The 14,814-nt window shown below is 72.6% G+C and carries 14 protein-coding genes; 10 read left to right on the forward strand and 4 right to left on the reverse strand.

The annotated features are described in order from the left end of the window. Positions 1-217: 217 nt before the first annotated feature. Positions 218-643, forward strand: coding sequence for a hypothetical protein (locus AOQ37_RS31885; protein ID WP_062649563.1), 426 nt, complete (start codon positions 218-220; stop codon positions 641-643). On the opposite strand, the gene AOQ37_RS31890 is transcribed toward AOQ37_RS31885, so the two are convergent. Continuing rightward, positions 609-1,547, reverse strand: a complete 939-nt coding sequence (locus AOQ37_RS31890; RefSeq protein WP_062649565.1) for a DUF4184 family protein — start codon at positions 1,545-1,547, stop codon at positions 609-611. The two genes, AOQ37_RS31885 and AOQ37_RS31890, sit on opposite strands and share 35 nt — an antisense overlap. A 356-nt stretch (positions 1,548-1,903) precedes the next feature. Here AOQ37_RS31890 and AOQ37_RS31895 point away from each other — a divergent pair, with 356 nt between their 5' ends. The 3 genes from AOQ37_RS31895 to pgfA all read left to right on the forward strand — a co-directional run bounded on the left by AOQ37_RS31895 (position 1,904) and on the right by pgfA (position 4,974). After that, positions 1,904-3,637, forward strand: a complete 1,734-nt coding sequence (locus tag AOQ37_RS31895; protein ID WP_062649567.1) for a lytic transglycosylase domain-containing protein — start codon at positions 1,904-1,906, stop codon at positions 3,635-3,637. A 192-nt stretch (positions 3,638-3,829) separates the two neighbouring features. Continuing rightward, entirely contained in the window at positions 3,830-3,964 is a 135-nt protein-coding gene (locus AOQ37_RS40105; RefSeq protein ID WP_107085351.1) for an SPW_0924 family protein, read from the forward strand. A gap of 20 nt (positions 3,965-3,984) precedes the next feature. Further along, entirely contained in the window at positions 3,985-4,974 is a 990-nt protein-coding gene (gene pgfA / locus AOQ37_RS31900; RefSeq protein WP_062649569.1) for a cell envelope lipid trafficking protein PgfA, read from the forward strand. Here pgfA and AOQ37_RS31905 read toward each other — a convergent pair. Beyond that, positions 4,964-7,747, reverse strand: a complete 2,784-nt coding sequence (locus AOQ37_RS31905) for an ATP-dependent RNA helicase (RefSeq protein ID WP_062649938.1) — start codon at positions 7,745-7,747, stop codon at positions 4,964-4,966. The genes pgfA and AOQ37_RS31905 overlap by 11 nt on opposite strands. A gap of 94 nt (positions 7,748-7,841) precedes the next feature. After that, complete coding sequence (locus AOQ37_RS31910) at positions 7,842-8,816, reverse strand: class I SAM-dependent methyltransferase (RefSeq protein ID WP_234437067.1); 975 nt, start codon at positions 8,814-8,816, stop codon at positions 7,842-7,844. 228 nt (positions 8,817-9,044) lie between these two features. Here AOQ37_RS31910 and rpsA point away from each other — a divergent pair, with 228 nt between their 5' ends. The 4 genes from rpsA to AOQ37_RS31930 all read left to right on the forward strand — a co-directional run bounded on the left by rpsA (position 9,045) and on the right by AOQ37_RS31930 (position 12,848). Further along, positions 9,045-10,553, forward strand: a complete 1,509-nt coding sequence (gene rpsA / locus AOQ37_RS31915) for a 30S ribosomal protein S1 (protein ID WP_020131842.1) — start codon at positions 9,045-9,047, stop codon at positions 10,551-10,553. 244 nt (positions 10,554-10,797) lie between these two features. Further along, on the forward strand, positions 10,798-11,736 hold the full coding sequence (locus AOQ37_RS31920) for a PAC2 family protein (protein WP_062649571.1): 939 nt from the start codon (positions 10,798-10,800) through the stop codon (positions 11,734-11,736). Between the two features lie 57 nt (positions 11,737-11,793). Continuing rightward, positions 11,794-12,414, forward strand: a complete 621-nt coding sequence (gene coaE / locus AOQ37_RS31925) for a dephospho-CoA kinase (RefSeq protein ID WP_062649572.1) — start codon at positions 11,794-11,796, stop codon at positions 12,412-12,414. 50 nt (positions 12,415-12,464) lie between these two features. Then, entirely contained in the window at positions 12,465-12,848 is a 384-nt protein-coding gene (locus AOQ37_RS31930; protein ID WP_062649574.1) for a tetratricopeptide repeat protein, read from the forward strand. 155 nt (positions 12,849-13,003) lie between these two features. On the opposite strand, the gene AOQ37_RS31935 is transcribed toward AOQ37_RS31930, so the two are convergent. Continuing rightward, positions 13,004-13,270, reverse strand: coding sequence for a DUF6343 family protein (locus AOQ37_RS31935; RefSeq protein WP_062649576.1), 267 nt, complete (start codon positions 13,268-13,270; stop codon positions 13,004-13,006). A gap of 160 nt (positions 13,271-13,430) precedes the next feature. On the opposite strand from AOQ37_RS31935, the gene AOQ37_RS31940 reads away from it, so the two are divergent. Both AOQ37_RS31940 and AOQ37_RS31945 read left to right on the forward strand, forming a co-directional pair. Next, positions 13,431-14,126, forward strand: coding sequence for a class I SAM-dependent methyltransferase (locus tag AOQ37_RS31940; protein WP_062649578.1), 696 nt, complete (start codon positions 13,431-13,433; stop codon positions 14,124-14,126). Positions 14,127-14,275: 149 nt separating this feature from the next. Continuing rightward, complete coding sequence (locus AOQ37_RS31945) at positions 14,276-14,761, forward strand: DoxX family protein (protein WP_062649580.1); 486 nt, start codon at positions 14,276-14,278, stop codon at positions 14,759-14,761. Positions 14,762-14,814: the final 53 nt, after the last annotated feature.

A 14,814-nucleotide genomic window follows, 5' to 3' on the forward strand; every position in this document is an offset into this window, starting at 1 on the left:
AGCCGGAGCCGTAGGGGCCGATGCCCGAGCCGGGGGAGTCGCGGGGAGTGCCGGAGCCGGGAGTGCCGCCGGGAAAGCCGGGTTCTGTCCTGCGCCGGGGGAGGCCGGTTCTGGCGCGGGGGAGTGCCGTCACCGCCGGTGCATCCCCCGGAGGGCCCTCACCCGCGTGGCCCCCGAGAACAGGCCCCCGCGGGTTCCGGGCCGCCAGGATGCCGCCATGGGTATACGCATGCTTCACCGCCGGAAGGCCCACGCACGCGTTCTCGCCACGGCGGCCATGGCCCCTTGGTCCGCGCCCGGCGAGACCTCCCGGAGGAGACCACGCCCGGCCCTGGAGCCCGGCGCGGCCACGCCCCGCATCCCGTGGACCCCCGGCACGGCCCTGCGGACAGCCGCCGCACGGCTCCGCGTCCCGGCTCCCGCCCGGCTCCTGCCCCCGGCCGTGACCCGGCTCCTCGCCGGGTTCGTGCCCCGGTACGACAGCCGGCGGCGCCTGTGGGCCGAGGCGGTCCGCGGTCACCTCGCCCTGGCCCTCGCTCTCCTCGGCCGGCTCCGCGGCCCCCGTACCGTCCGCCGCATCCCCCTCTTCGTCGTGACGGCGGCCCCGCTCACCGAACGCCGGGGCGACTCCGCCGCACACTGACCGCGTCCGCGCCCACGTCTGCGCCCGTGGTGGCGTCCGTATCCCCGCCCGGCCGCCCGGCGCGGGTCTCGGCGTCGGCCTCGGTGACGGCCGGACCGGGCGGAGGTGCCGGGCGCCACAGCCGGACGCCGACCGCGTACACCAAGACCCCCAGCACCAGCCCCGCGCCCGCCCCGAAGCACAGCGTCGGGACGAGCTCCCACGGCTTCGCCTCGCGCGCGCCCCAGTACTCCCACCACCGCGTCGCCCGCCGGACCGCCGCGATCAGCGCGCACCCCCCGATCACGGCACCCGCCCACCACCGGTCCCGCGCCGACAGCACCGCGACCCCCACCGGCTCGCCGGCCGGCGCCCGCCGCAGCGCGTACGTCACGAACGCGGCGAGCACGACCGCGGCCACGGCCGAACCCCCGTACTGGAGGTACCAGTAGAGCGGCGAGCCGGCGACGTCCTCGCCGAGGACGGGGAAGAGCCGCATGCCCCAGCGGTCGAGGTGGGTGAAGGCGTCCCACACCACATGGGTCAGCGCGCCGAGCGCCGCGGAGACGTACCACCACAGGGCGGTGGACGGCCGGACAGGCGCGCGCGGTGCTCCGCAGCGGGTCAGCGCTGCCGTACGGCCCTGCCGGGACCGCGGCAGCAGCGCGACCAGCGGCTCGCGCACCAGCAGCCAGAGCCCCACCAGCGCCCAGGCGATGAGCACGTCCACCGTGAACACCCCGGGGAAGGAGTGTGTGACGTCACCGAACTCCATGGCCCCGGACAGCACGCTCGCCGCGTAGTAGGTCAGGTCGGGGGCGAAGGACCCCGCCACGAGGACACCCGGGACGAGGGGCCCGCGGCCGGTGCCGTCGGCGCGCACGGCGGGCAGCACGGCCGCCGCGTGACTCAGCGTGAACGGCAACGAGACTCCCCGGTGCGGACGTCGGCGGGCCGGCCGGCCCGGTGATCTACGACGTCCAGTATGCAAGGCACGGTTCCCGGCCGACGGCACGTGACCGGCTGGTGAAAACGGCACCCGAACGGGTGCCGGTGCAAAAGAAGTTGTCGTAGGGTCGCCTGGGTCGGTGTGCCCGAGGGCGCGTCGAACACAAGGTCGGAGCAGGGCAAACCGCCCATGAGTGCAACCCTCGGGGCGGGTTGATCGTCACACCGGTGACGGCGGCACCGGCGGCGACGGCCACAACAGTGGCAACAGCCGTCAGTGCGGGGTGCAGGCGAAGAGATGGGCGTACCGCGTCCACGGGAGGGTTTCACTTCATGTCGGCGCATTTCGGCACGAGGCTGCGCAAGGGAGCGGTCAACACGACCGTGGCCGCACTGGCGGTGGCGGCTCTGGCCGCGTCCCAGGCACCGGACGTCACGGCCGACGGTCACGGCAGACAGACCGCCGCCGACACCCCGTCGCCCGCCGAGACCGGCAGCGGCATCGGGGACAGCGCCACCGGCAACTCGCCGTACTACACGGACCTGCCGCCGCTGAAGAGCCCGAACCCCGCGCCGAGCGAGAGCTCCTCCACCACCCCGGCCGCCACCGGCACCGCGGAGGCGGGCATCCCGGCGACCGTCCTGGACGCCTACAAGAAGGCCGAGGCGGAGCTGGCGCGGTCCAAGCCCGGCTGCAACCTGCCCTGGCAACTCCTCGCCGCCATCGGCAAGGTCGAGTCGGGACAGGCCCGCGGCGGCGACGTGACCGCCGACGGCACCACCATCTCGCCGATCCTCGGCCCGGTCCTCAACGGCGTCGGTTTCGCGAACATCAGCGACACCGACAACGGCGCGTACGACGGCGACAGCACCTACGACCGTGCCGTGGGCCCCATGCAGTTCATCCCGTCCACCTGGGCGTGGGCGGGCCGCGACGGCAACGCCGACGGCAAGAAGGACCCCAACAACATCTACGACGCCGCGCTCGCCGCCGGTCACTACCTGTGCCGTTACGACTGGGACATGTCGGCCACGTCCGGGATGCGCAGCGCGATCCTCAGCTACAACAACTCGACGGACTACCTGAACACCGTCCTGTCGTGGCTGGAGTACTACCGCAAGGGCACGCACGAGATCCCCGACGGCACCGGCACCGTGCCGGACAACCGCAGCGACGACGGCACGAGCTACACGCCCACCTCGCCGTCCACCCCCTCTTCGCCGAGCACGCCCGTGACGCCGTCGACCCCCGGCAAGCCCAACACCCCCACGACGCCCACCCCGACGCCCACCCCGACCCCGACGCCCACCCCGACGCCGACGCCGACCGAGACGGTCGGCCACCTCGAGGACGCGGGCACGGCGAGCCTCACCGCGATGGCGGGCGACGCGTTCACGGAGCGTGTCAGCACCCGCGCGGAGACGGCGGCCGGCAAGGCCGTCGCCAAGGTCAGGATCCGGTTCACCGTCGTCGGCGACACCGACGCCACCTTCGCGGGCGGCGAGAGCGTCGCCACGATCGTCACCGACGCCAAGGGCGTGGCCCTGGCGCCCGCCCTCCAGGCGGGGGAGAAGACCGGCGTCTTCATCGTCCGGGCCACGGTCCTCGGCCGCACGCTCTCCGCAGTCGACTACAAGGCCACCGTCACCGCCCGCGCCGCCGACACCCTCGCCCGCACCGGCAGCACCGAGCTGACCTGCGCCGCCGGAGGCGAGTTCGCCGACCAGGTCGAGGTGAAGGCCACCTACAAGGGCGCCGTGGCGGACAAGGTCGCGGCCACCGCCACCCTGATCAAGTCGTCCGACGACCCGACCGCGAACGACAAGGGCCCCTACTTCAAGGACGCCGCCGGCAACCCCGTCCGCACCCTGGACCTCCGGACGGACGCGAACGGTCTGCTCCAGCTGCCCAAGCTGTACGCGGACGACACCGCGGGCACCTATCTGCTCCGCATCACCACCACCGGTGGAGCGACCCTGACGGTCGAACTCACCGTCACGGCCGCCGCGACCGACACACCGAGCCCGACGCCCAGCGAGTCGGAGTCGACGGCCGCCGGGTCGTAACCCCTCAGCGGACCCTGCTCCGCAGACCGCTGCGCGGACTCCTTCCCGGAGCGCTCCGCGACGGTTCTCCGGACGACGACGGCGGCGCCCCTCTCCACGGGGGGCGCCGCCGTCGTGTGCGACGTGTTCTCATCTCGGCCGCCCGTTGCTACCGTGCCCGAACTGACGTCCCGTCAGCTCCGGGAGGACCGTATGCGCGCCCTGATCGCCGCCGCGACCGGTCTCGCCGTCGCGCTCGCCCTGGTCCTCACGCTGACCGCGATCGGCGCACCGGCCGGGAAGACCTCGCCGAAGCCCCTGCTGACGACGGTGCCCGCACACCCGTGACGACCCGGAGGGAGGCCGAGATGCGCCGCAGGGCAAGCCTGATCCTGCTCGCCCTCGCCGTGTTCTGCGCCGCGCTGTCCCCGCTGCTGCGCTGGTACGCCTTCCCCCGGCTGGCCAAGATCCCGGCGAACGAGTACCAGACCATGGTCCTGGAGGCGAAGAACGCCACCCTCCTCGACTACGGCAGCATGACCGCCCGCACGGTCCCCAAGGTGACCATCGTCCAGACCCTGAAGGGCGATGTGGAGGCCTCCGAGAAGATCGAGAGGACCGCCGGCCGCGACGTCGTCGTCTGGGACGGCCTGTCCTACGTCCAAGGGCCCGACGGCAAGATGGTCTCCAAGGTCCCCGAGCGCTACATCTTCGACGCGCACACCCAGGAACCCGTGCACGCCACCGGCGAGATGGTCGACGGCGATCAAGTGCGCCGGGAGGGCATCGAGTTCAAGTGGCCCTTCCTCACGGAGAAGCGGGACTACGAGTACTTCGACGCGCAGACCCGCACCACGGCCCCCATCCACTACCAGGGGACCCGGGACTTCCGAGGCCTGGAGGTCTACTACTTCGAGCAGACCGTCCCCTGGACCAAGGTCGCCATGCCCAGGACGATGCCGGTGGCGGGCATCACCCCGGAGACCGTCGCCAGGACCGGCACCACCCGCTGGTACACCACGGTCCGTAAATTCTGGGTCGAACCCGTCACCGGCGCGCCCGTCTACGGCGAGGAGGTCCACCGCGAGGAACTCCGCGGCGGGACCCTGCTCGGCGGCCGCGCGAAGGTCACCGCCTTCGCCGGACACGTGAAGATGCGCGAGGACTACATCGAGCACACGGTGTCCGTGGTCAAGTCCAACCGCACCCTGGTCCTGCTGCTGACCGCCTACCTGCCCTGGGGCCTCCTCCTGCTCGGCGCCCTGCTGATGTGCCTCTCCCTCCACCTGGAGGCCCGCGCCCGCCGCCCGGACGGACCAGCCGCCGCCGAGCCCGCCCCGCAGCCCGTCACCGCCTGAGCCGCGCGTTGGTGAACCGCGTCGGCTCGGCCCCGGCCGGATCCTCGGGCCAGGGATGCTTCGGATAACGGCCGCGCAGCTCCGCCCGCACCCCCTTGTAGCCGTCGCGCCAGAAGGAGGCGAGGTCGGCGGTGACGGCGGCGGGCCGCCCGGCGGGCGACAGCAGGTGCACCAGCAGCGGCACCCCGGCGACGCGCGGTGACTCGTGGAGCCCGAACATCTCCTGGAGTTTCACCGCGAGGACCGGCCGCTCCGGGTCGGCGTAGTCGATCCGGATCCTGGACCCGCTCGGTACCGTGATCCGCTCCGGCGCGAGTTCCTCCAGCCGGGCCGCCTCACCGGAGGCCCAGGGCAGCAGCCGGCCCAGCGCGTTCCCGGCGTCGATCCGCCCGAGATCGCTCCGCCGCCGCGCCCGGCTCAGCTCGGGCTCCAGCCATTCGTCCACGCGCGCGTGCAGCGACGCCTCGGAGACGTCGGGCCACGGCTCGCCGCGATGCCACCGCAGGAACGCCAGCCGCTGCCGCAGGACGTCCGCGTCGGGCGACCACCGCAGCAGGCGCAGCCCTTCCTTCTCCAGCCCTTCGATCAGCGCACCGCGGACGAGTCCCGCGTCGGCGTTCCGGAGCGGACGCGCCGCCAGTTCGACGGCCCCCAGCCGCTCCACCCGCCGCGCCACGACATCCCCGTCGGCCCAGTGGACCTCGTCCCGTTCGTCGTGCAGCGCCCCGGCCGCGATCCGGGCGATCTCCTCGTCCACGACCGCCGCGAGCTGCACGCGCGCGTGCCCCTTCCCCACCGGACGGTCGGCGACGGCGACGGCGAGCCAGGGCGCCCCCCGCAGATCGGTGCCCTCGCGGACCTCGGCCCGGGTGCCGGAGACCATGAGGTACGAGCCCCCGTCGGCCCGGGCGAGCCGCTCCGGGAAGGCGAGCGCGACGACGAGCCCGGCCAGGGCGTCCGCACCGGCACAGCCCCCACCCCCGACACCGCTCCCGGCCCCGGCCCCGGCTCCACCTCCGACGCCGCTCCCACCTCCGGTGCCGCTCCCACCTCCGGTGCCGCTCCCACCTCCGGTGCCGCTCCCGGCTCGACCTCCGACGCCGCTTTCTGCCCCGGCTCCACGTCCGGCTCCGCTCCCGGCTCCACCGCTCCCGGCACCGGCTCCGACCGCACCTCTCCCGGCCCCGGCTCCGCTCCCGGCCTCACCTCCGGCCGGGCCTCCGTCTTCGCGGCCGTCGTGGCCCGCGGCGGCCTGCCCGGTCGGCGTCGAGCCTTCGACGACGGTCCGCAGTCGGCGTACCTCCGTCCGCCACCGCGCCCCGTAGGCGTCACCGCCGCGCCGGGCGGACCGCAGAGCGGCGGCCAGATCGTCGCCGTACTCCCGCGGAGCCTCCTCGCTCAGCAGCGCGACCACCTCGACGGCCCGGTCCACCCCCACCGCCGCGGCCCCGTCCAGCAGCGCCCGGCCCAACCGCGGGTGCAACCCCAGCCGGGCCAGCCGCAACCCCCGCTCGGTGGCCCGGCCGGCGGAGTCCACCGCCCCGATCGCCGTCAGCAGTGAGCGCGCCGCCGCCATCGCCCCGCCCGGCGGCGGATCCAGCAGCGCCAGCCCGGAGGCGTCAGGATCTCCCCAGCACGCCGCCTGAAGGGCGAACGCCGTCAGGTCGGCCACCCGGATCTCCGGTGCCGGGAACGACGGCAGGCGGGCGTCCTCCGCCTCCTCCCAGCACCGGTACACCACACCCGGTGCCTCCCGCCCGGCCCGCCCCGCCCGCTGCCGGCCCGCCGCCTGCGAGGCACGCACGGTCGCCAGCGCGCTCAGCCCGCGCGCGTGGTCCACCCGCGGCTCCCGCGCCAGCCCCGAGTCGACGACCACCCGCACCCCGGGCACCGTCAGCGAGGACTCCGCCACGGAGGTCGCCAGCACCACCCGGCGCCGCTCCCCGGGAGCCAGCACCGCGTCCTGCACGGCCGCCGGGGCCCGCCCGTGCACCTGGAGCACGTCCACCCCGGCCGGCGCGCCGAGCAGCCCCGCGACCCGCCCGATCTCCCCGACACCCGGCAGGAAGCACAGCACGTCCCCCGGCCGCTCGGCCAGCGCCCGCCGCACGACCGAGGCGACATGCGCGAGCAGCGCGGGATCCACCCGCATGCCGTGCGGCGGCCGCACCGGGCGGGCCGGCGGCGCCCAGACCACCTCGACGCCGAAGGCGGAACCATGGGCCTCCACCACCGGTGCCCCGCCCAGCAGCCGCGCCCAGCCGGCCGTGTCCGTCGTCGCCGAGGCCGCCACCAGCCGCAGCTCGGGCCGCAGCGTCTCGCGCACGTCCCACAGGAAGGCGGCCGAGGTGTCCGCGTCGAGGTGCCGCTCGTGACACTCGTCCAGCACCACCACGTCGACGCCCGTCAGCTCCTGGTCGCGCTGAAGACGCTGGAGCAGCACACCGGTCGTGACGACCTCCACGCGCGTGTGCCGCCCGACGACCCGCTCCCCGCGCACGGTGTGGCCCACGCTCTGCCCGGGCCGCTCACCCAGCAGCCACGCCATCCGCCGGGCCGCAGCCCGCGCGGCGATCCGCCGCGGCTCTGCCACCAGTACCCGGCGGGCCGGCCCCTCGCCCAGCAGCCCGGCCAGCGCGAGCGGCACCAGCGTCGTCTTGCCCGTACCGGGCGGCGCGGCGAGGACGGCGGTGCCGTGCCCTTCCAGGGCGTCGTTCAGGGCGGGCAGGGCGGCCCGTACGGGCAGCGCGTCCAGGGCTTCGTCACGGGGGATCACGCCCCCAGTGTCGTACGGCCCCGCGAACGTCCCGCACGCGCGCGGGCGGGTGCGGGTGAGCGGGGAGAGCGCCCCGGGAAGAGGGGCCGGCTCAGTCCCGCTCGCAGACGAAGACGGCCGTCCCCGGGATCAGGTTCCCGCGCAGCGGGGACCAGCCGCCCCACTCCGAGGAGTTCCAGGCGGGCCACTGCGGCTCGACCAGGTCCACCAGCCGGAAGCCGCCCGCCACGATGTCGCGGACCCGGTCGCCCAGCGTCCGGTGGTGCTCCACGTACACCGCGCGGCCCCGGTCGTCCTGCTCGACGTAGGGAGTGCGGTCGAAGTAGGACGAGGACACCGTGAGCCCCTCCGGACCCGGCTCGTCCGGGAACGCCCAGCGGATCGGGTGGGTCACGGAGAACACGAAACGGCCCCCGGGTCGCAGCACCCGCCGCACCTCCTTCAGGACCTGCACCGGGTCGGCCACGAAGGGCATCGCCCCGTACGCCGAGCAGGCCAGGTCGAAGGAGGCGTCCGCGAAGGGCAGGACGCCCGCGTCGGCGCACACCAGCGGGAACGAGCCGCCGATGCGCAGCGCGTGCTGGAGCTGGCGGTGCGAGAGGTCCAGGGCGACCGGACGCGCGCCCTGGGCGGCCAGCCAGCGCGCGCACTGCGCCGCGCCGGCGCCGATCTCCAGCACCGCCTTGCCCTTGAGGTCCTCCGGCGGGCCGAGCAGCTCCGCCTCCACCTCGTCCAGTCCCTCGGGACCCCACACGAAGCGGTCGTCGCCGAGGAAGGTGCCGTGCTCGATCTGGTACTCGTCCGCGTTGCGGTCCCACCAGCCCCGGTTGGCCCGGGAACTCTCGGTGACGTCGGCGTCACGTCGGGTGGCTTCCGGCTCGAAGGCCGTCTCGGACGATTCAGGCTCTTGGATGATCGGCTCCCTCGTCGTACTCTTCCGTGCAACCCGCCCGTCGGTGTCACCGGAGGTGTCACCGAAGAGGCTTCCTGCGGCCTGCGTGACCTCAGGGGAAAGGTTGTGTGCCGGGAATGCGGCGATCCGCCCCGGGTGTGCGCCTTCGCGCATTGACCCCGCCCGGCTGCCCCCGTATGCTACAAGTTGCGCTGCGGGCCTGCGCACCTCAGACGTAGCAGGCTGCGCTCGCATCTGTTGTATGTCCCCTCGGTTCTCGAGGTGCCATCACCAGTTCCCTGGTGAGGTGCTTCCTAAGCTGTCCGGCTTCTTCAGAGCGATCACGGGCTCCCGGCGTAGCAGTACCTACGACTCACTGTCCGTACCGGAGCCCTTTCCCACATGACGAGCAGCACCGAGACCACCTCTACCACGCCGCAGGTAGCGGTCAACGACATCGGTAACGAGGAAGCCTTCCTCGCCGCGATCGACGAGACGATCAAGTACTTCAACGACGGCGACATCGTCGACGGCGTCATCGTGAAGGTCGACCGGGACGAGGTCCTGCTCGACATCGGTTACAAGACCGAAGGCGTTATCCCGAGCCGCGAACTCTCGATCAAGCACGACGTCGACCCCAACGAGGTCGTCGCCGTCGGTGACGAGATCGAGGCCCTTGTTCTCCAGAAGGAGGACAAGGAAGGCCGCCTGATCCTCTCGAAGAAGCGCGCCCAGTACGAGCGTGCCTGGGGCACCATCGAGAAGATCAAGGAAGAAGACGGGATCGTCACCGGCACCGTCATCGAGGTCGTCAAGGGTGGTCTCATCCTCGACATCGGCCTCCGTGGCTTCCTGCCGGCCTCCCTCGTCGAGATGCGTCGCGTCCGCGACCTCCAGCCTTACGTGGGCAAGGAGCTCGAGGCCAAGATCATCGAGCTGGACAAGAACCGCAACAACGTGGTCCTGTCCCGCCGTGCCTGGCTCGAGCAGACCCAGTCCGAGGTCCGCCAGACGTTCCTCACGACCCTCCAGAAGGGTCAGGTCCGTTCCGGCGTCGTCTCCTCGATCGTCAACTTCGGTGCGTTCGTGGACCTCGGTGGCGTCGACGGCCTCGTCCACGTCTCCGAGCTCTCCTGGAAGCACATCGACCACCCCTCCGAGGTTGTCGAGGTCGGCCAGGAAGTCACCGTCGAGGTCCTCGACGTCGACATGGACCGCGAGCGTGTCTCCCTGTCGCTGAAGGCGACCCAGGAAGACCCGTGGCAGCAGTTCGCCCGCACGCACCAGATCGGGCAGGTTGTTCCCGGTAAGGTCACCAAGCTCGTTCCGTTCGGTGCGTTCGTGCGCGTCGACGAGGGTATCGAGGGCCTGGTCCACATCTCCGAGCTGGCCGAGCGCCACGTGGAGATCCCGGAGCAGGTCGTCCAGGTCAACGACGAGATCTTCGTCAAGGTCATCGACATCGACCTCGAGCGCCGCCGCATCAGCCTCTCGCTGAAGCAGGCCAACGAGTCCTTCGGTGCCGACCCGGCCTCGGTCGAGTTCGACCCGACCCTGTACGGCATGGCCGCGTCCTACGACGACCAGGGCAACTACATCTACCCCGAGGGCTTCGACCCCGAGACCAACGACTGGCTCGAGGGCTTCGAGTCGCAGCGTGAGGTCTGGGAGAACCAGTACGCCGAGGCGCAGACGCGCTTCGAGCAGCACCAGGCTCAGGTCATCAAGTCCCGCGAGGCGGACGAGAAGGCCGCTGCCGAGGGTGGCGACGCCGCGGGTGCGGCTCCGGCCGCGTCCGGTGGCAGCGGCGGTGGCTCCTACTCCTCCGAGGGTGCCGACACGTCCGGCGCGCTGGCCTCGGACGAGGCGCTCGCCGCTCTGCGCGAGAAGCTGGCCGGAGGCCAGAGCTGAAGCTAGCCGCTGAGGCTTAGCAGCTTGCCGAGGGCCCGCACCTTTCGAGGTGCGGGCCCTCGGTGCTGCCCGGGAGCGGAATCGCCGTCCCCTCTGCGACCGCCCTCGCGCGCCCCGACCCGGCCTGCCCTCACCCGGTGGCCGTGCGGAGCCGGTGACGAGTCACCTGATCAAGGGACGCGGACCGGGAATGCCCACGGTCCGGCGCGCGTTGGACAGGAGGAACACGAGGGGAGCGGTCCAAGTGCTTGATCCGCAGGGTTTGTACGCATGGGAGCCGAAGGGCCTGGCAGTCGTCGACGTGGCGCTGGCCCAGGAGTCGGCCGGACTTGTCATGCTCTACCACTTCGACGGATACATCGACGCGGGCGAGACCGGTGACCAGATCGTCGACCGACTTCTCGACTCGCTGCCCCACCAGCTCGTGGCCCGCTTCGACCACGACCGGCTGGTGGACTACCGCGCCCGCCGCCCGCTGCTGACCTTCAAGCGCGACCGATGGACCGAGTACGAGGAACCGGCCATCGAGGTACGGCTCGTACAGGACACCACGGGTGCCCCCTTCCTCCTGCTGTCCGGCCCCGAACCGGACGTGGAATGGGAACGCTTCGCCGTCGCCGTCCGGCAGATCGTGGAGCGCCTCGGCGTCCGCCTCTCGGTGAACTTCCACGGCATCCCCATGGGCGTCCCGCACACCCGCCCCGTGGGTCTCACCCCGCACGGCAACCGCACGGACCTCATGCCGGGCCACCGCAGCCCGTTCGACGAGGCCCAGGTCCCCGGCAGCGCCGAGGCGCTCGTCGAGTACCGCCTCATGGAAGCCGGCCACGACATCCTGGGCGTCGCCGCACACGTCCCGCACTACATCGCCCGCTCGGCGTACCCGGACGCGGCCCTGACCGTCCTGGAGGCCATCACGGCGGCCACCGGCCTGGTCCTGCCGGGCATCGCGCACGCCCTGCGCACGGACGCCCACCGGACGCAGACCGAGATCGACCGCCAGATCCAGGAGGGCGACGAGGAACTCACCTCCCTCGTCCAGGGCCTGGAGCACCAGTACGACGCCGCCGCCGGCGCCGAGACCCGCGGCAACATGCTCGCCGAACCGGTCGACATCCCGTCGGCCGACGAGATCGGGCAGGAGTTCGAGCGCTTCCTCGCCGAACGCGAGGGCGAAGGCTGAGCAGCGCGCGGGGGCCTGTCGGGTGCGTCGTCACCGGCAGGCCCTAAGCTTCCGCTCATGCTGAAAGTGGGCCTGACCGGCGGGATCGGCGCCGGCAAGAGCGAGGTGTCCCGGCTGCTCGTCGAGTGCGGCGCCGTACTGATCGACGCGGACCGCATCGCACGCGAGGTCGTCGCGCCGGGCACCCCGGGACTCGCCGCGATCGTGGAGGCCTTCGGCGAGGAGGTCCTCGCCCCCGACGGCAGCCTCGACCGCCCCCGGCTGGGTTCGGTCGTCTTCGCCGACCCCGCGAAACTGGCGCTCCTCAACTCCATCGTGCATCCCCTGGTCGGCGCCCGCTCCGGCGAACTCGAGGCGGCCGCCCCCGAGGGCGCCGTCGTCGTGCACGACGTCCCCCTGCTCACCGAGAACGCCCTCGGCCCCCTGTACGACGTCGTGGTCGTCGTCGACGCGGCCCCCGAGACCCAGCTCGACCGGCTCGTCCGGCTCCGCGGGATGTCCGAGGAGGACGCACGCGCCCGCATGGCCGCCCAGGCGACCCGCGACCAGCGCCGGGAGATCGCGGACATCCTCATCGACAACGACGTACCCCTCCCGGAGCTCCACCGGCGCGTGAGGGAGGTATGGGCCGACCTCGCGCGGCGCGCGCACGCGTCGCACGGGAGCTCGCCGGAATAGCGGCCCTCGCCCCGCGCGTTGAACGCGTTGAGCAAGGGAAGGATTTTTCCGTGCCCGATACCAGTGGTTCGACCGGAGGACGCACTCCGGAGACAGACGTCATCGACTTCCGTGCCGCGGAGCACCTGCTCGCCGCCCGGGACCCGCGGGGCGCGGTGAAGTTGCTCGACGGCGTCATCGCCGCACACCCCGAGAACACCGCCGCCCGGCTGCTGCGCGCGCGTGCCTTCTTCGCCGCCGCCCAACTACGGCCCGCGGAGCTGGAGTTCACCATCGTCCTGGAGCGCGAGCCGGACAACGCCTTCGCGCACTTCGCGCTCGGCCGCACCTATGAGCGGCAGGGCCGGGTCGACCAGGCCAAACGCCACTTCCGACTGGCCGCGGCACTGGACCCGAACCCGCAGTACGTCAAAGCGGCACGCTTCGAGAACTGAGAACGGCGGCGCGCTGAGCCGCGCCGGATCCCCGGGGCGCCGGACCTCCGAGCAGGCCGGACCTCCGGGCCGCCGGATCTCCGAGCCCACGGATCTCCGAGCCCACGGATCTCCCAGCCCACGGATCCCCAGCCGCACGGATCTCCGGGCGGGCCTCAAGGGTGGCGGTGCTCGGGTGGCCGGTAGGGCGGGATGTCGCGGCCCGGCTGATAGTGCGGGCCCTGCCGCCGATGCCTGAGGATCATCGTCAGATCGACCGTGATCACCAGCCACAGCACTCCGCACGCGGCCGCCCACCCCGGGCGCCCCACGAGGGCGAACGCGGCCGTCCCGAAGATCGCCCAGGCCAGACCCCACACGGTCAGCCACAGACGCATCCGCAGCGCACTGCGCGCTGTCATCGGCTCACTGCCCGTACGCATCCGACCACCACTCCTTCCTGCAACGTACTCTTCGGTCCGCACGTTCTCCAGGGGACGGCCGTGCTCGCCTCCGGCGCGCTCGAACAGAGCGGCCATCCCTCGAACGGGTGAACCGTCGGGCAGGAGGAACTGCCGTACCGGGACGGGCCGTTGGACGGGCATGAAGCTGAAGACGCGAGACGGATATCAGGGAACCGGTCCCGGTGCGATCACCCCGGACGGCTGCGCGGTCGAGCTCTACTCGCGCCTGCCGGTGGGGGAGGAGCCGGACATCATCGCCGCGGCGGTGCCCCCGGGCGCACACATCCTGGAGCTGGGCAGCGGGGTCGGCCGCGTCACCCACGCCCTGCTGGAGCGCGGGTTCGAGGTCACGGCGGTGGACGAGTCCGCCGAGATGCTGGAGCGCGTCCGCGGGGCCCGCACGATATGCGGCCTCATCGAGGATCTCGCCCTGGACGAGACGTTCGACGTGGTCATGCTCGCGTCGTTCCTCGTGCACAACGGAGACGTCGAGGTACGGCGCGGGATGCTGCGGGCCTGCGCACGGCACGTCACGAAGGGCGGCTGCGTGCTGATCCAGCGGGAAGGGGAGGACTACCACTCGAACGTACCGCGCGAGCGCGTCGACCCGAGCGGCTTCACGATCAGGATCGTCTCGGACGAGCCCGTGGGGGACGGCGTCCACTCCGTACGCGCGGAGTACGACTTCCCGGACGCGGTGTGGACCCAGACCTTCCGGTCCCGGCCCCTGACCCAGAAGCAGTTCGAGGAGGCCCTGGCGGAAGCGGGACTGAGGGTGGAGCGCTGTCTCACCGAGGACCGGATGTGGGTGAAGGCGGTGCCGGTCACGGAGTAGCGGAAGAGGGGAGGGACCGGAGAGGACGGGGACGGGCGGGCGGTGAGGGTGACGGCGTGAGAAGGCCCGGCGGGCGGCGATGAGTTCGTCGACGGAGGTCGGTCTACCCCCTCGACAGCACGCCGGACCGCTCACCGCAGGAGACTCCCATGTCCGAGACCACGGCTTCGCTCGCCGCCACCACCTCCACCACGTCCACTGCCGCCACCACGTCCACCGCCGCGCAGGCGTCCGCCTCCCCGAGCCCCCGAGGACGCCGTGCCCGGATCGCCCTGCGAGGCGTGCAGGTGCTGCTCGCGCTCTTCTACGGCTTCGCCAGCGCGCTGCCGAAGCTGATCGCGCACCCCTCGGCCGCCGACGCCTTCGACGAGATGGGCTGGGGCAGCGGGGGCATGTACGCCATCGGCGCCCTGGAACTCGCCGGTGCGGTCGCCCTGCTCGTTCCGGTGCTCCAGTCCGTGGCGGCGATGGCGCTGGGAGCGCTGATGGTGGGCGCCTTCGTCGTCCAGGTCGTGGTCTTCGACGGGCAGAACGCGGCGACGCCGCTCATCCTGCTCGTACCGCTGGCGCTCATCGCCTGGAAGCGTCGGGAGTCCAACGTGGAGCTGCTGAAGTGGGCGCGACGAGGTGCCTGAGGAGGAGCGTGCGGAGTGTGTGATCAGGGGCGGGGGCGTGTTCTACCGTGGAG

Source organism: Streptomyces maremycinicus, from assembly GCF_001184025.1.
Taxonomy (GTDB): domain Bacteria; phylum Actinomycetota; class Actinomycetes; order Streptomycetales; family Streptomycetaceae; genus Streptomyces; species Streptomyces maremycinicus.